Origin of the sequence: Dactylococcopsis salina PCC 8305, from assembly GCF_000317615.1 — a bacterium.
In the GTDB taxonomy this organism is placed as follows: domain Bacteria; phylum Cyanobacteriota; class Cyanobacteriia; order Cyanobacteriales; family Rubidibacteraceae; genus Halothece; species Halothece salina.
Genome location: NC_019780.1, coordinates 3,662,548 through 3,677,798, shown reverse-complemented (window position 1 = coordinate 3,677,798; position 15,251 = coordinate 3,662,548). Strand labels below are relative to the sequence as shown.

Sequence of the window (15,251 nt, the reverse complement as noted above, 5' to 3'; positions counted from 1 at the left end):
ATCAACTTTTAACGCGAGTTTTTTGCGGATCAAAGGCAGCGAGGGAACCGACGACAGCACTAACGCGACGAATCCCATCGCGGAATCCGACTTCTAAAATGGTTTCAGGTTGGGCAAATTCGGGAACGACTTGGGCGAGAGCAATGCTACGCTTTAGGATGGGGGAATAGGTTCCGCTAGTAACTTTTCCCACGCGCCACCGTTCGCCTTGGGCATAAATACACTGTCCGCCACAGGCAATGTCGTTACTTGCTAAGACTAATCCCACAGCAACACGAGGGGGATGAGGTTTAATCTGTTCGAGGGCGGTTTTCCCGATAAAATGGGGTTTTTTCAAGCTGACACACCAGCCGATTCCAGCTTGATAGGGAGAGGTGAGATCGTCAAATTCACAACCAGCGCTGAGTAATCCCGCTTCAATTCGGGCGCGATCGAGGGCTAACATTCCCATTGGGGAGAGTCCATAAGATGCCCCTGCTTCCATTAGCGTATCCCACAGGGTGACCCCCTCATTGGGATGGACAAAGATTTCATAGCCTAATTCCCCTGTGTAACCCGTGCGAGAAACAAAAACAGGAATAGAATTTAGCCTTCCTGTGGCGAAACGGAAATAACCCAATTCATCGAGAGTCATTCCGTCTAAAGTTAGAAGAGGACGGAGAATGTCACGCGATCGCGCTCCTTGTAATGATAAGTTATGGAGTTGGTCACTTTTGGGGACAATTTTGACATCTAATTGCAGACGATTAGCGATTTTTTCTAACCATTCCTGATCGCGATCGCAGTTTCCCACATAGCGATAATCTTTCTCATTGAGACGAAAGACAATCCCATCATCTAAAATTCCCCCATGTCCATTGATTAAGCAGCCGTAAGTGGCTTGTCCAACCGCTAGTTTTTCCAGATTCCGAGAAAAAGTAATTTGTAGTAATTCTAGAGCATCTTTGCCCAAAATATCCCATTTTCGCAGTGCTGACAGGTCGATTAATCCTGCTTTCTCCCGCAAGCACCAATATTCTTCGTATTCCCCCCGATTGGCGAAGCGATTAGCAACCCAAAATCCGTTATACTCAACTAAGTCATCGGTTAAAGTCCGAATGCGAGGGGTAAAAGCACTGTCTCTGGTGAGACGCACGGGTGCATCGGGAGTGGCGCGAATACCAAGGGCGCGGTTAAAGGGGGTTTCGGAGTCATAGATGCGGACTTGAATGCTTGTGGGATGCCAACCGTTTGCCGGATCAATGTCATCGGGACAGGCGGAACTGGCGCAGAGTAAGTCTGTCTTCGCTTGTAGGATAACATAATCTCCGGGGCGCGATCGCGATTCTTCTGTTACAATGTTTCCCATTTCATCCACATGGGTGTTAAAAAAGAAGTTAATGGCGGCCCACCCCAGACGCGGTTTTATGCCATATTCCGCTAAGGCGCGGTTGAAATTCTCACTACAACTGGGATGACCAGGATAACCCGCATCTTCGTAGTATTTGCTGGTACAAGCGAGTAAAAAGCTATCGTGACAGCCAGAGGTGTCTTGAATGACCTCGACTAACGGACACATTTTCTGAGAGAAATACTTGCCATATAATCCCACTTGTGCTGTAGCAACTGTGTTAATAGTGCGAGTGACGGCGTTGTCTAATTCTTCTTCGTAGTTATCCCCCGCAAAGGCAAGAAAATCAGAACATTGACTGCCTTCGGGGTCGATAATTTGAATATATTGTCCCGCTTTCACTTGATACGCGATCGCGCTTCTGGGGGGAATTTCGTATTCAGCAACAACTTGTTTTTGCGGGGTTGTGAGTACCATAACTTCATGTTTTGCCTGTTCTTGATCTAGTTAAGCAATCTTGTTATGACAAGTTTGTATCTCTGACTACGGAGAGAAAGGAAGAGCTTTGCTAGCATTAGCGTTTAATTGACGAATAGAGTGCCATAAAAAACGTATGAATCAACGAGTTGCAATTATTGGCGCGGGTCCCAGTGGACTGTCTCAGCTACACGCCTTTGAAAAAGCCAGATTAAACGGAATCGACATTCCTGAAATTGTTTGTTTTGAAAAGCAGAAAAACTGGGGAGGTTTATGGAATTATACATGGCGCACAGGCTTGGATGAACATGGCGAACCGGTTCACGGGAGTATGTATCGCTATCTGTGGTCAAATGGACCGAAAGAATGTTTGGAGTTTGCTGATTATACCTTTTCCGATCATTTTCAGAAAAATATTCCCTCTTTTCCCCCGCGTCCAGTCCTTTATGATTACATTACAGGACGAGCGAAATCCGAAAATTTAGACCGTTATATTCAGTTTGAAACCGTTGCGCGACGAGTTGAATATGATCAAGACAGCGATCAGTTTCAGGTGGTTGTAGAAGATTTAAAAACCCAACAAGAACAGTGTCAAACCTTTGATTATGTTATTGTTGCAACAGGTCATTTTTCGATTCCCAATGTTCCCCATCTTGAGGGCTTAGAATCGTTTTCGGGACGGGTAATGCACAGCCACGACTTCCGAGATGCTGAGGAGTTTCGCGATCGCAATACGGTTGTTATTGGTAGCAGCTATTCAGCCGAAGATATTGCCCTACAGATGTATAAATATGGAGCGCGATCGGTTACCATTGGTTATCGCAGTTCTCCAATGGGCTTTAACTGGCCAGAGGGAATTAAAGAAGTTCCTCTTCCCATGAAGTTACAAGGAAAAAGCGCTCAGTTTGCAGATGGAACTGATCAAGATGATTTAGATGCCATTATTCTCTGTACGGGATATCTCCACAGTTTCCCCTTTTTAGAAGATTCTCTGCGCTTAAAAACCCATAACTGTCTCTATCCCGATGGTCTTTATAAAGGCATTTTCTGGCAAGATAACCCCAAACTAATGTATTTGGGAATGCAAGACCAATACTACACCTTTACCATGTTTGACGCGCAGGCGTGGTATGCAAGGGATGTGATTTTGGGAAATATCGCTCTTCCGGAAGCAAGTGTCAGACTGGAAGATATGACCACTTGGAAAACCCGAGAAGAAGCCCTCTCTAACCCTTTTGAAGATATCGACTTCCAAACTGATTATATTAAAGACCTTTGCGCTGCGACAGACTATGAAGACTTTGATCTAGATGCAGCAGCGAATGCTTTCAAGACATGGGAACATCACAAAGTTGAGAATATTCTCACCTATCGGGATCAAGCCTTTGTTTCCCCTTGTAATGGCGAGAAAGCCCCAGTTCATCATACCCCTTGGCTGAATGCGTTGGATGATTCAATGGCTGCGTTTTTAGCGACGGAAAAAGAGTTAGTGGTGAAAGCAGGTTAGTTTTAAGAAAGGTAGCGCGATCGATGTTGTCGGCTTCGCGCTCTTTTTCTGCTTCCTCATCTTGTTTATTGATTACTGTTTAGGCTTCAGGATCAATCCCCAAAGCCCTTAACTGTGCTGCTAATCGTTCTGCTCGTTGATTAGCTTGTTGAGCTTCCTGTTGAGCTTGTTGAGCTTGTTCAGTGGGAGTAGGAATCCAGTTGTTTTCCGCATCATACCAACGTAGCCATAAGCCATTGATTTTCTGATACTCTCCTTCCCACAACCCTAATCCTAACTGGGCTTGTTCTAACCATACCCCTAATCCTTCAATGGCTAATTCTTGATAGCGGTTTCGGTGCAAGCCAAACGCTCTAAATTCATTGTTGTAGCGATTGAACAGGAAATAATACGGGATTCTCAGAATTTGCTCATACACAGTCCATTTACTGGGAGGCTGATTCCGCTCGGATGTAAGGGGGGTTTGCCCTAAATCTTCTCGTTCTGTCCCTGGTGAAAGCAATTCTACCACCACAAAAGGATTGACTTCTTCTTGCCAAGTCACATAACTTAAACGCAGGTCTCGTTGTTCATAAAAGCGAGACACTCCCAACACCGCAAACCAGTCTGGGCGTTTGTACCATTGAGTCTGAGTTGGGTTGTAGTAAAGGTTTAGGTCACTAGCAACAAACACCTCATTTTCAGGGTAATTTGGGGGACGAAAGGTAATCCGCAGCAATTCCGGTTGGAATAAATGAAATTCGTCGGGCAAACCAGGTTCCTCTGAGTCTTCACTAGGCAAATCATACATTGTGGGGAGGGTTTCTTTGGCGGGAAGGGGAGGATTGGTTTGTTGCATGGTTGGTTACGGAGGAGAGGCTAGCTCAATTTTACTATTTAAGATAGCTGATCGGCAGCGCGATCGCCTCTCACTGAAAAGACGATCGCGCTTATGATTAAGGCAAGCAATCGAGATACATCTCCATATCCCAGTTAGTTGTCGTAGCGAGAAAACGCTCCCACTCATCCCGTTTATAGGAAGTGTAAACGTGATACATCTCGCCAGGAAGTGCCGATTTAATTACTTCATCTTGATCTAACGCCATTAAGGCTTCTCCCAGAGACATGGGCAGTTTTTTCACTTGTTTCCCCGCGTCCATTGCTTCGTAGATGTTGCGGGTTTCTGGCGCACCAGGATCGAGATCGCGATCGATGCCATCATCAAAGGCTTTTAATAATGCTCCCGCCATCAAATAAGGATTCACCATTGAATCAACAGCCCGATATTCAAACCGTCCGGGGGCAGAGACTCGTAAGCCACAAGTGCGGTTTTGATAGCCCCAGTCGGCGTAAACTGGCGCCCAGAAGCCTGTATCCCAGAGGCGACGATAGGAATTAACCGTTGAACACCCGATCGCGGTGAGGGCGGCTAAATGCTCAATCACACCGCCAATGCCATTTAAACCGATGGGGCCGGGATGGGTGGGATGGGAGTCAGGGAGGGGCATAAACGTATTTTTGCCTCCTTCTTGATAGGTAAATACATCAGAAAGCCCAGGCATTTTGCTGCCCACCAGAGGCTTAACTGTTTCTTCGCCACCGTACCACAAGGAAAGGTTATGGTGACACCCAGAAGCAGAAACCCCCATAAACGGTTTCGACATGAAACAAGCAATCAGGTTAAACTCACGGGCAACTTGGGCGCAAATCTGGCGATAGGTGACGAGGCGATCGCAGGTTCGCAGGGCATCATCAAAGGTAAAGTTTAATTCCAGTTGTCCTGGCGCGTCTTCGTGATCCCCTTGGATCATTTCTAAGCCCATTGCTTGACAATATTCAATCACCCGCATGAATACTGGGCGCAATTCTTCAAACTGGTCGATATGATAACAGTTGGGTTTGGTTACGCCTCCAGCGGGTTTTCCGTCTTCGCCTCGCTTCAGCCACATCATTTCTGGTTCGCAACCGTGACGGAGATGTAAGCCGTTGTGTTTGGCTTGAAATTCTGCATGAAGGCGTTTTAAATTGCCCCGACAATCACTGGTGAGAAACGCCCCTGGATCGGTCATTTCTTCCCGATTGCGAAAACAGGTACAGAAGACACGGGCGACTCGTTTATCCCAAGGCAGTTGACAGAAGGTTTCTGGATCGGGGAGAGCCACTAATTCCGCAGCTTCCGGGCCGTAACCGAGATAATTTTGATGGCGATCGAGGGCTAAATTTGCCGTTGCACCATAGACCAATTGAAATCCTTTACTGGCGACTTTTTCCCAACCGGAAGCAGGTACTCCTTTTCCGACAATGCGCCCCGTAATGGAAACAAACTGATAATAAATGTATTGAATGCCCAGTTCGTCAATTTTAGCTCGGACTTCTCGGATTAACTCGGCTCGTCCTGGTTGTTGGGCGTAGGCTTCAATATCGGTTAGCGTTTCGGTTTTTGCTGTGGTAGCTGTCACTGATATTTCTCCTGTAGTTGGGTGCGAAACGGAAAAAACTCTGCTACACCGATTCCCCCTATGAGGTTTTAGGGGGGATTATCTTTGCAAAGCATTAAATGTTTTTCATATCTTCCTCATTGCAACAAACTTGTTATAACAATTCCGTAGTTTTAGATACCAGAAAAATTAAAAAGGAGCAGGTTTCCAAGGAATCCACTTTTGCCAAAGCTGTTTGAGAAAGCCATCGTTAATCAGTTGTTGTAACGTCTCATCGACGGTTTGCCATAATTCTGTGTTGTCGGGATGAATCGCGATCGCGAAGGGAACTTGAGTGGGGACACTAAAACCCACTTCCAATGTGGGATCAGTTTTTGCTGGGGGAACTAATACCAGTTCATCATCCACAACCCCGTCAATTTCTTGATTTCGCAGGGCTTCGATCATTTCGGGTAAGACGCGATCGCTGCCTGGAAAAGCAACAGTTTCCACCCCTTCCCAACTCTCCGCTAGGGCTAAATTGGTGCTAGCGGCAAGCCCGCCCACTCGTTTTCCCACCAAGTCTGCTGGGGAATGAATATTACTCCCTGCACGAACTAACACCGCCTCATCAAAATAGCCGTAACAGCGCGTAAATTTAACCTTTTGAGAGCGTTCTGGAGTAATTGCTTGATTGAAGCCGAGGAGATCGCATTTTTTCTGAACGACTGCTTCATAAAAGTCTTCCATCCGCAGATTGAGCCATACTGGTTTTAAGTCTAAACGATGACAGAGTTCTGCCATTAACTCAGGTTCGTAGCCCGATCGCGTGCCGTTTTCTATGTAACTCATCGGACGCGCATCAAAATCACTGGCAGCAATGGTTAATTGTCCTGATTGTAGTAGGTTCATATTTGTGATTAGTCATTAGTCATTGGTCACTGATTACAGATAACTGCTCACTGCTTGCAGAGTTGTATTGCAAGCTACAACTTTTCGGAAAAGGCTAGTTATCATAACAAGTTAAAAGCAGTAATTTCCCTGTGAAAGAAATGTCCTATCAACCGATTCAACTCACCGACGACCAAATAGCAAGTTTTGAAGAAAATGGATTTTTGGTGATTGAAAAGCTCATCGACTCAGAATTAGTCGCTCTTCTCAAATCGCGCATTGAACCGTTATTTCACGGCGAATTTGAAACAGGAATCTATCCCGATGAATGGCACTGGCGACCAGGGATGAGTTTACCCGATATCACCCGCCAGATGTGTAATGCGTGGAAAAGCGATCGCGCGATCGCCTCGGTTAGCCTCTCATCAGAAGTGGGGCGACTCTGCGCCACCTTAGCCGGATGGCCAGGGGCACGCATTGGGCAAGATAGCCTCTGGTTCAAACCTCCAGGCGGGGGAAAAGAAATCGCCCTGCACCAAGACGGCGCTTACATTGACTATCTCAACCCCCCAGAAATGCTCACTTGTTGGATTGCCCTTGATAACACCCGTGCTGAAATCGGCCCCCTCGAATATGCTCGTGGTTCGCACAAATGGCCCTTACTCAACGAAGCCTCAGAATTTCACGTCCCTCAAGGCGATCATCGCTCAGGAATGCAAAAAGCCGCTGCCCTTGCCGGTGTCTCTAACCCAGAAGTTGTGCCTGTGGAAATTCCCGCCGGAGGCTGTGCCATTCATCATGGCTGTACTTGGCACGGTTCAGGAAAAAATACCAGTACAAGCGATCCGCGACGGAGTTTAGCCGTGCATACCATCAGTTCGGAAGCCCACTTTCAGCCTGGCGTACCTGCCGGTTATATCTATGGGCGCTATCAGCGCGTTGGAGAAGTAAGAATGGATGAAAGTTTCTTCCCCATCCTGTGGACAAGACAGGGCTATCGTTCTCCCCATCTTGCCCACTATTGCAGAAATGCCCTTTCCCCTGCGGTTGCTGTTACCGGATAAAAAATTAAGCGCGATCGTAGCTCCTGCTACAAACTTGTTATAACAACTATTGCAAACTTAGGGGTATTCCCTTAGTCGTTACCAAAAAAGGAATTATGTCAGCCGAAGCACAAAACTTTCTCGCTACTTTTGTCACAGAAACCTATTACTACTGGGCTTCTGTGTTTATGCTTGTGATTCATGTGGGATTCTTAGCTTACGAAGGAGGAGCGGCCCGCACGAAAAATGTCCTCTCCACAATGGTGAAAAACCTTCTCACCCTTGCTGTCGTTGGGCTATCTTTTTTCTTTATCGGCTGGTGGGTTTATGCTGGATTCTCCCTCTGGCCATTGGGTCCGTTAGTGGGGCCTTGGACGAGTGAACTCCCGGAAACAGTTGGGGAATTAAGTACCGAGGGATTATTAGGCTTTGTCGAAACCACCTATCCTTGGTCAGAAGCAATGGGTCCCAATGTTGCTGATAACATTACAGGGGTCTTTTTCTTCGCCTTTTCCCTCTTTGCCATGACTACGGCTTCCATTATGTCAGGTGCTGTTATTGAACGGATTCGTCTCGGCGCTTACCTGATTTTAGCGACCCTCCTGGGAAGTTTTTGTTGGGTGGTGGCGGCTGCATGGGGTTGGAATTATTGGGGTTGGTTTAATCTCATTGGCTACCATGATTTTGGCTGTTCCGCAGTTGTACACGGTGTTTCGGGTTTCTTTGCTCTTGGTGTTTTGATTAACTTGGGCCCCAGAATCGGTCGTTATGATCAGCAAGGTAAGCCTCGTGGCATTCCTCCCCATAATTTACCCTTAACAATGGTGGGGTTATTGCTGATTTTTGTGGGGTTCTATGCTTTTCTCGCCGCTTGCGTGATTTTTGCCCCTGGCTATACCAACGAAACAAGCATTTATGGCACACCTGCAACCCTATCCTCGATCGCGGTGAATACCACTCTTGCTCTATGTAGTGGCCTGGTAGGGGCTTACATTGGCTCAAAAGGCGATCCCTTTTTTACCATTTCTGGCGGCTTAGCTGGAATTATTTCGGTGGGGGCGGGACTCGATTTATATGCCCCTCAATTAGTGATTCCTATTGCTTTCATTGGTGCGCTCACCATGCCCTGGGTGGGAATGTGGATTGAAAAAATTGGCATTGATGACGCAGTTGGGGCGTTTGCGGTTCACGGTTACTGTGGCTTACTCGGTGCAATGGCAGTGGGTGTGATGGCGACAGGATACCAAATTGGAAATTATCCAGCCATTAACTTCTTTGGTCAACTGTTGGGGGCGTTTCTCTGTACCATTGTTTTAGGCTTGATTCCTGGTTATTTCGCCAGCTTAGCCCTGAAAAAGTTTGGTCTATTGCGCGTTCCCGTAGAAGAAGAAATGGAAGGATTAGATTTAGGAGACTTTGGGATTACAGGTTACCCAGAATACTCCTTAATTGCAAGGGAAGAAGCGGAGGAAATGTCCTTTGAGTCTTCTTCTCTATCATCACAACAGAAATCATAAGAGGGGAGAGTTAACATGAATAGATTAATCTTGGCAGGGGCAAGTCCCTTCAAAAGTGCAGAAGAATTTGCTAACGCAGAAGGCGCTTTCTATACCTTTGCGGATCGTCCAGCACTGATTGGCATTTTACTGGTGGTTTCTTTGTTGATTTTCCTCTACTTCCTCTATTACACCTTTGGGACGACTCAAGGCACAAACAACGCTAAAAATCCCGCCGTCTTGGGGTTACTGATGGCAACAGGGATGGCGACGTTTTTGAGTGCTTCTGTTGAACCGGAACGGGTAGAAGCAGCGAATCGCGTGCGAGTCCGTTTGGCGCGATCGAGCCAGCAGCTAGTTTTAGCCCCGTTAGCGTTAATGGGAGTGGCTACCCCCTTGAGTTCTCGCAAAGGTAAGAGAAAACCCTATAGAAAGGGCAAGAGAAGATAAGAACCGATCATTTCTGTTTCGGTGTCTTTCTTAGGATAGAAAAAATTATATTTTCTGTAGCTTTGGCTACAAAATAGGGGAAAATCGGGCAAGCTATAAGTAGAAAACCTTTAACTGCTTATTGTTATGACTCGTCATCCCCTTCAGTTTTTGACTCGCCTTGAGTCCGCCTTAAAACGCTTTATTGATGCTTCCGCGCCCACTCTCCCCGCCCCGTCAGAAGCGAGTCCTTCCCAATTAGAGTTAGGGGAGGTTATTTATGCTCATGGTTGGGAGACTCCTTATGAAGTCGTATCTGGCGCATTTAACCGCTTGTATTATTTCCGTTGGCAAGGTCATTTAGTCTCTGCTTGTGCTGACTCTCCTAACAGCATTAACTATTATCTGAAACCTCTGGGAGGAGAGCGCTTAGTTCGTCTTCAGATTAAACGATAAGATGATTGTGAAACCACCGATTATTGGTATTACCACCGAAGGGCGAGATGACTGCGCCCATTTCCAACTCTGTGCTAATTATGCCGACTCGGTTCGCACGGCGGGCGGGATTCCTATTTTACTTCCTCCTGGTGAAACGAAGCTTGATCGGATTTTAGATGTAATAGATGGCTTGGTCATTACAGGCGGCGGTGATGTCGATCCGCAACGGTACTCTAGTGTGGGACACCCTAGCATTAGTGAAGTTGATCGCGAGCGAGATCAATTTGAATTTACTCTCGCTGAGAAAGTTTTAAGCTCTAAAACACCTGTGTTAGGGATTTGTCGCGGGCTACAAGTGTTGAGTTTGGCCAGTGGTCTTCCCGAGTTAGTCCCGCATCTTCCTGAAACCTATGGTGACACAGTGCTTCATGCGGGAAACAGACATCGCTTTGTTCCCCATCAAGTCTCCCTCGATCGAGATAGTCGCCTCTATGAGATAATTGGGAAAACAGAATTTACTGTTATGTCCTTGCACCATCAAGGAATTGAAGCCACTCCCCCGAATTGGCAAGCAGTGGGTTATAGTGTAGATGGCTTAATTGAGGCGATCGAGCATCAGTTTCATCCTTGGGCGATCGCGCTACAGTGGCATCCTGAAATGTCTCCTGCTGATGAAAATCATCAAAAGATTTTTCAGGGTTTAGTAGCGGCCGCCACTGTTTCGGTGATGACAGGGTAGGATGTTAAAGCAAACTTCAGCGATTGGTTTAAGATCAGTTAATGCCCAAGCCCCTGCACCTATTAATTTCAGAAAAATTGCGCGATCGCATTCAGGAAAAAATCTATCAACCCGGAGAACAACTCCCCAGTGAGTCTCAACTGATTCAAGAATTTAATGTCAGTCGGACAACGATTCGCCAAGCAATTGCCAATTTAATTAATCAAGGACTGGTATTGTCCTATCAGGGAAAAGGGGTTTTTGTCACTGAACAGCGTAAAGTGACTTATTCGCTTTCGAGTTCCGCTGCGATGTTTTTAGCTCAAGACATGGCAAATCAGGGACTGGAACTCACCGTTAAAAATCTCACTCTGGAATTGGTAACGCCACCGCCAACGGTTCAAAATATTCTCCAACTTCCTACCGCATCGCCGAAAGCCTACCTGCAAAAAAACTTCTTATTATTGATGGTTTAGCCGGCGCGATCGACATTACTTATACGTTACCCGAACTTGGAGACGCTTACGGGGAACAGCTTAAAGAAGCAATGACCTTTTCTGTCTTGGAAGAACAAGGGATTATTATTGATCAAGTTTACGCGGTTATTGAATGTACTCATGCTGATGCCGAAATTTCACAACATTTGAGCGTTCCTCTCTTCCATCCCTTAATCGTCTATCGCCACACTGCATATAGTAAATATGGCACCCCTCTTGTTCATGGGGAAACGATTTCTCGTGCTGATCGCTTTTCTTACTCGATTGTCATCTCTCGTTAATGATTCGCTAATTTTTTTCTCTTTACCGATAGATGATCCAGGAGAGGGATACAAATAGAATAGGATTAGAAGGTTCATTATGAGACAAAACGTTCAAAAAATTAAAAATTTGCCAAAAAAATTAAAAAAGTACCGTTAGGATTTGTTCAACTGTGGAATATGAGTTTCGGTTTTTTCGGGATTCAATTCGGTTGGACATTACAAATGGCAAATACAAGTGCCATTTATGAGTATCTGGGAGCAAACCCCGAACAAATCCCAATTTTATGGTTAGCTGCCCCCGTTAGCGGTTTAATTGCACAACCAATTATTGGTTATATGAGCGATCGAACCTGGACAAAATTAGGGCGCAGACGACCGTATTTCCTGTTTGGGGCAATTTTAAGCTCGATCGCACTGATTTTAATGCCCAACTCCTCTAGTTTATGGATGGCAGCCGGTGCATTATGGATACTCGATACCTCTGTCAATATTAGTATGGAGCCTTTCCGAGCCTTGGTTTCCGATTTAGTGCCGCCAGAACAACGCACCCTCGGTTTTGGGATGCAAGCGTTTTTCATCGGCTTAGGTGCAGTCATTGCCTCGGTTTGTCCTTGGATGCTCAACCATTGGTTTAATTTTAATCAAATTACCACTCCTGCGGGAGAAATTCCTATCACCGTCAAAGTTTCTTACTATATCGGGGCTGCCGTCTTTTTAGGAACAGTTTTATGGACAGTGCTAACCACAAAAGAATATCCCCCCGAAGATTTAGAAGCACTCAAAAATCGTCAAGATAACACAGGAGGCGTGACGGGAGTCATCAAAGGCATCTTTCAAAAAATTCTCACCATGCCAGAAGTAATGAAGCAATTGGCTTGGGTGCAGTTTTTTACTTGGTTCGGAATTTTCTGTGTCTTTTTATACTTCCCTCCAGCAGTTGGACATGAAATTTTTGGCGCAACAAAGGAAACTTCTTCTCTCTATAGCGAAGGAATTGAATGGGCGGGAATTTGTATTGCTTTATACAACATTGTTTGTTTTATTTACTCCCTATTTTTGGCTCGCATTGCAGCCGCAACCAGTCGGAAAGCGACTCATTCCTTTAGTTTATTTTGTGGCGGTGTCGGTTTAATTTCTCTGTTGTTAGTCGATAACCAATACTTACTATTATTACCGATGGCGTGTTTTGGTTTAGCCTGGGCAAGTTCTTTAACTATGCCTTACTCCATGTTATCCGATGTTTTACCGATGAAAGACACAGGAATTTACATGGGAATTTTCAATGCTTTTATTGTTATTCCTCAAATTCTGGCGGCTTTAGGATTAGGTTGGGTGATGGAACACTTATTAGATAATAATCGTATTTTTGCTTTAGCTGTGGGTGGAGCATCAATGGTAATTGCTTCTCTTCTTGTACAGTGGGTGAAAGATGTAGCGAAAGAAAAACAAAGCGTTGGTAAAACCCCAAAACCCCGGTTAGCAACAGAAAGCCCAGAAAAAGCCAGCTAAATTAGGGTTTGCTGAAAAAGTTAATTAGTTGGTGTAGTAAGGCAAGAGGCAAGAGGCAAAAGGCAAGTTGCCTTAGGCAAAAGGCAAAAGGCAAGAGGCAAGTTGCCTTAGGTAAAAGGCAAGAGGCAAAAGGCAAGAGGCAAGTTGCCTTAGGCAAGTTGCCTTAGGCAAAAGGCAAGTTGCCTTAGGTAAGTTGCCTTAGGCAAGAGGCAAAAGGCAAGAGGCAAGTTGCCTTAGGCAAGAGGCAAAAGGTAAGTTGCCTTAGGTAAGAGGCAAGTTGCCTTAGGCAAGAGGCAAGAGGCAAGTTGCCTTAGGTAAGTTGCCTTAGGTAAGTTGCCTTAGGCAAGAGGCAAAAGGCAAGAGGCAAGATGGGGAAGATGGGGAAGATGGGGAAGATGGGGAAGATGGGGAAGATGGGGGAGATGGGGGAGATGGGGGAGATGGGGAAGATGGGGAAGATGGGGGAGATGGGGGAGATGGGGAAGATGGGGGAGATGGGGGTGATGGGGGAGATGGGGGAGATGGGGAAGAAAAATTGTCTCCCTTGTCTCCCTTGTCTCCCATTGCTCCCTTGTCTCCCATTGCTCCCTTGTCTCCCTTGTCTCCCATTGCTCCCTTGTCTCCCTTGTCTCCCTTGTCTCCCATTGCTCCCTTGTCTCCCATTGCTCCCTTGTCTCCCTTGTCTCCCATTGCTCCCTTGTCTCCCTTGTCTCCCTTGTCTCCCTTGTCTCCCTCGTCTCCCTTGCACTTTTTTGAGGAGTTAAGAGCCTTAAAGCCAGATGGTACGAAAGTTTCAGCTTTCTTCAGCAACCCCTAAATTAGCTTTTGTAGCCAATGTTACTGTTGTTTCGGAAAAGGTTAGGCAACATAGAAAGCATTAAAATCAATCAAACTAATACTGCTTCTAGGGTTCCGACTACCGAAAGCAAGTAGCATGATTATCGTCTGTTATTTGTGTAGTGACAGGTCCAAGAGAAGCACGTTCTCATCTCTTTGATAGAGCGACACGGCGGGACAAAAGCCCGGGAGGTCTAAACGGTAGATTAAACTACCTTTGGGTCTCCCGTTTTTTATTTTAGGAGGAATCAAGGAAATTATGACTGATCAAAACCAATCAGAAGCGAACCGCGCTTTAGACAAAGAAAGCCAGTTACCTTTTACCGGTTGGCAACAAGAAGTGGATCAAGGGCTAAACAAGGGCTTAGAAGCAGCAGATAGTATTCGCGATCGAAGCATCTCCACCTTTTCACGAGGTGAACTGCCCCATTATGCTGGGATTAACACCTTCTTAAAAGCCCCCTACTTAGAAGATGTGAAACAAGTGGGAAACTATGATGTTGCGATCGTCGGTGTTCCCCATGATTCTGGCACCACCTACCGCCCCGGTACCCGCTTTGGACCGCAAGGCATTCGCAAAATTTCCGCCCTTTATACCCCCTATAACTTTGAACTGGGAGTAGATTTAAGAGAACAAATTACCCTTTGTGATGTGGGGGATATTTTTACCATCCCCGGCAATAACGAAAAATCGTTTGACCAAATTTCTAAAGGCATTGCCCATATTTTTAAATCTGGTGCTTTACCGATTATCTTAGGCGGTGATCACTCGATCGGGTTTCCCACTGTGCGTGGGGTTTGTCGCCATTTAGGAGAGAAAAAAGTTGGCATTATCCACTTCGATCGCCACGTAGATACTCAAGAAAGTGATCTCGATGAACGAATGCACACTTGTCCCTGGTTTCACGCCACAAATATCAAAAACGCCCCAGCTAAAAACCTTGTTCAATTAGGAATAGGGGGTTGGCAAGTCCCCCGTCAAGGAGTCAAAGTCTGTCGAGAACGGGCAACGAATATTCTGACCGTTACCGATATTACAGAAATGGGATTAGATGCTGCGGTAAATTTTGCGTTGGAACGGGCTTTGGACGGAACCGATTGTGTTTATATTAGCTTCGATATCGATTGTATTGATGCTGGTTTTGTACCCGGAACCGGCTGGCCCGAACCCGGCGGATTATTACCCCGTGAAGCCCTTTATTTATTAGGAAAAATTGTGCAAAGCGTTCCCGTTTGTGGTTTAGAAGTGGTGGAGGTTTCTCCCCCTTATGATGTCAGCGATATGACCGCTTTAATGGCAACACGAGTGATTTGTGATGCTATGGCGCATCTCGTACTTTCTGAACAATTGCCTCGTCAAGAAAAACCCAATTACATCCATGAACAAGCACAAATTACTGCGAATAATTGGACTTAATTG

At 45.9% G+C, this 15,251-nt stretch carries 16 protein-coding genes and 1 riboswitch; of the genes, 12 read left to right on the top strand and 4 right to left on the bottom strand.

The window, feature by feature from the left end; translation table 11 throughout:
* Window position 1: 1 nt before the first annotated feature.
* Window positions 2–1,807, bottom strand: coding sequence for a DUF1989 domain-containing protein (locus DACSA_RS17505; RefSeq protein WP_015231020.1), 1,806 nt, complete (start codon window positions 1,805–1,807; stop codon window positions 2–4).
* A 136-nt stretch (window positions 1,808–1,943) separates the two neighbouring features.
* Between DACSA_RS17505 and DACSA_RS17500 the strand changes: the two genes are divergently transcribed.
* Window positions 1,944–3,314, top strand: coding sequence for an NAD(P)-binding domain-containing protein (locus DACSA_RS17500; protein ID WP_015231019.1), 1,371 nt, complete (start codon window positions 1,944–1,946; stop codon window positions 3,312–3,314).
* Between the two features lie 79 nt (window positions 3,315–3,393).
* Here the strand turns inward: DACSA_RS17500 and DACSA_RS17495 are convergent, their stop codons facing one another.
* From DACSA_RS17495 to DACSA_RS17485, 3 genes are all read right to left on the bottom strand, one after another.
* A complete protein-coding gene (locus DACSA_RS17495) occupies window positions 3,394–4,152 on the bottom strand; it encodes a Uma2 family endonuclease (protein WP_015231018.1) in 759 nt (252 codons plus the stop codon).
* Between the two features lie 97 nt (window positions 4,153–4,249).
* Window positions 4,250–5,752: a glutamine synthetase family protein gene (locus tag DACSA_RS17490; protein WP_015231017.1), complete on the bottom strand. Its 1,503-nt coding sequence runs from the start codon at window positions 5,750–5,752 to the stop codon at window positions 4,250–4,252.
* Window positions 5,753–5,920: 168 nt separating this feature from the next.
* Window positions 5,921–6,622 carry a substrate-binding periplasmic protein gene (locus DACSA_RS17485; RefSeq protein ID WP_015231016.1) on the bottom strand — a complete coding sequence of 234 codons (702 nt, stop codon included), beginning with the start codon at window positions 6,620–6,622 and terminating at the stop codon, window positions 5,921–5,923.
* A 140-nt stretch (window positions 6,623–6,762) separates the two neighbouring features.
* Between DACSA_RS17485 and DACSA_RS17480 the strand changes: the two genes are divergently transcribed.
* The 11 genes from DACSA_RS17480 (at window position 6,763) to speB (ending at window position 15,248) form a co-directional block, all read left to right on the top strand.
* Entirely contained in the window at window positions 6,763–7,665 is a 903-nt protein-coding gene (locus tag DACSA_RS17480; RefSeq protein ID WP_015231015.1) for a phytanoyl-CoA dioxygenase family protein, read from the top strand.
* 95 nt (window positions 7,666–7,760) lie between these two features.
* The gene (locus tag DACSA_RS17475) at window positions 7,761–9,161 is read left to right on the top strand and encodes an ammonium transporter (RefSeq protein ID WP_015231014.1); all 1,401 of its coding nucleotides are present in this window, start codon (window positions 7,761–7,763) and stop codon (window positions 9,159–9,161) included.
* Between the two features lie 15 nt (window positions 9,162–9,176).
* A complete protein-coding gene (locus DACSA_RS17470) occupies window positions 9,177–9,590 on the top strand; it encodes a hypothetical protein (protein ID WP_015231013.1) in 414 nt (137 codons plus the stop codon).
* Between the two features lie 126 nt (window positions 9,591–9,716).
* The gene (locus DACSA_RS17465) at window positions 9,717–10,025 is read left to right on the top strand and encodes a hypothetical protein (RefSeq protein ID WP_015231012.1); all 309 of its coding nucleotides are present in this window, start codon (window positions 9,717–9,719) and stop codon (window positions 10,023–10,025) included.
* Window position 10,026: 1 nt separating this feature from the next.
* Entirely contained in the window at window positions 10,027–10,746 is a 720-nt protein-coding gene (locus DACSA_RS17460) for a gamma-glutamyl-gamma-aminobutyrate hydrolase family protein (protein ID WP_015231011.1), read from the top strand.
* A 41-nt stretch (window positions 10,747–10,787) separates the two neighbouring features.
* On the top strand, window positions 10,788–11,201 hold the full coding sequence (locus DACSA_RS22355; RefSeq protein WP_232225120.1) for a GntR family transcriptional regulator: 414 nt from the start codon (window positions 10,788–10,790) through the stop codon (window positions 11,199–11,201).
* A complete protein-coding gene (locus DACSA_RS22350) occupies window positions 11,102–11,503 on the top strand; it encodes a UTRA domain-containing protein (RefSeq protein ID WP_332248608.1) in 402 nt (133 codons plus the stop codon). Before DACSA_RS22355 ends, DACSA_RS22350 begins: the two co-directional genes overlap by 100 nt.
* A 159-nt stretch (window positions 11,504–11,662) precedes the next feature.
* A complete protein-coding gene (locus tag DACSA_RS17450; RefSeq protein ID WP_015231010.1) occupies window positions 11,663–12,994 on the top strand; it encodes an MFS transporter in 1,332 nt (443 codons plus the stop codon).
* Window positions 12,995–13,002: 8 nt separating this feature from the next.
* Window positions 13,003–13,161: a hypothetical protein gene (locus DACSA_RS21115; RefSeq protein ID WP_198007601.1), complete on the top strand. Its 159-nt coding sequence runs from the start codon at window positions 13,003–13,005 to the stop codon at window positions 13,159–13,161.
* Window positions 13,162–13,529: 368 nt separating this feature from the next.
* The gene (locus DACSA_RS22345) at window positions 13,530–13,811 is read left to right on the top strand and encodes a hypothetical protein (RefSeq protein ID WP_051017353.1); all 282 of its coding nucleotides are present in this window, start codon (window positions 13,530–13,532) and stop codon (window positions 13,809–13,811) included.
* 76 nt (window positions 13,812–13,887) lie between these two features.
* Window positions 13,888–14,025, top strand: a riboswitch (guanidine-I (ykkC/yxkD leader).
* A 65-nt stretch (window positions 14,026–14,090) separates the two neighbouring features.
* The gene (speB, locus tag DACSA_RS17440; protein WP_015231008.1) at window positions 14,091–15,248 is read left to right on the top strand and encodes an agmatinase; all 1,158 of its coding nucleotides are present in this window, start codon (window positions 14,091–14,093) and stop codon (window positions 15,246–15,248) included.
* The last annotated feature ends 3 nt before the right edge of the window (window positions 15,249–15,251 follow it).

What these genes read in the sequence shown, in the direction of transcription:
- DACSA_RS17465 (WP_015231012.1), top strand. Translation starts at nt 9,717, where the DNA reads ATGACTCGTCATCCCCTTCAGTTTTTGACTCGCCTTGAGTCCGCCTTA.
- DACSA_RS17500 (WP_015231019.1), top strand. Translation starts at nt 1,944, where the DNA reads ATGAATCAACGAGTTGCAATTATTGGCGCGGGTCCCAGTGGACTGTCT.
- DACSA_RS17480 (WP_015231015.1), top strand. Translation starts at nt 6,763, where the DNA reads ATGTCCTATCAACCGATTCAACTCACCGACGACCAAATAGCAAGTTTT.
- speB (WP_015231008.1), top strand. Translation starts at nt 14,091, where the DNA reads ATGACTGATCAAAACCAATCAGAAGCGAACCGCGCTTTAGACAAAGAA.
- DACSA_RS17475 (WP_015231014.1), top strand. Translation starts at nt 7,761, where the DNA reads ATGTCAGCCGAAGCACAAAACTTTCTCGCTACTTTTGTCACAGAAACC.
- DACSA_RS17495 (WP_015231018.1), bottom strand. Translation starts at nt 4,152, where the DNA reads ATGCAACAAACCAATCCTCCCCTTCCCGCCAAAGAAACCCTCCCCACA.
- DACSA_RS22355 (WP_232225120.1), top strand. Translation starts at nt 10,788, where the DNA reads ATGCCCAAGCCCCTGCACCTATTAATTTCAGAAAAATTGCGCGATCGC.
- DACSA_RS17505 (WP_015231020.1), bottom strand. Translation starts at nt 1,807, where the DNA reads ATGGTACTCACAACCCCGCAAAAACAAGTTGTTGCTGAATACGAAATT.
- DACSA_RS17450 (WP_015231010.1), top strand. Translation starts at nt 11,663, where the DNA reads ATGAGTTTCGGTTTTTTCGGGATTCAATTCGGTTGGACATTACAAATG.
- DACSA_RS17460 (WP_015231011.1), top strand. Translation starts at nt 10,027, where the DNA reads ATGATTGTGAAACCACCGATTATTGGTATTACCACCGAAGGGCGAGAT.
- DACSA_RS17485 (WP_015231016.1), bottom strand. Translation starts at nt 6,622, where the DNA reads ATGAACCTACTACAATCAGGACAATTAACCATTGCTGCCAGTGATTTT.
- DACSA_RS17470 (WP_015231013.1), top strand. Translation starts at nt 9,177, where the DNA reads ATGAATAGATTAATCTTGGCAGGGGCAAGTCCCTTCAAAAGTGCAGAA.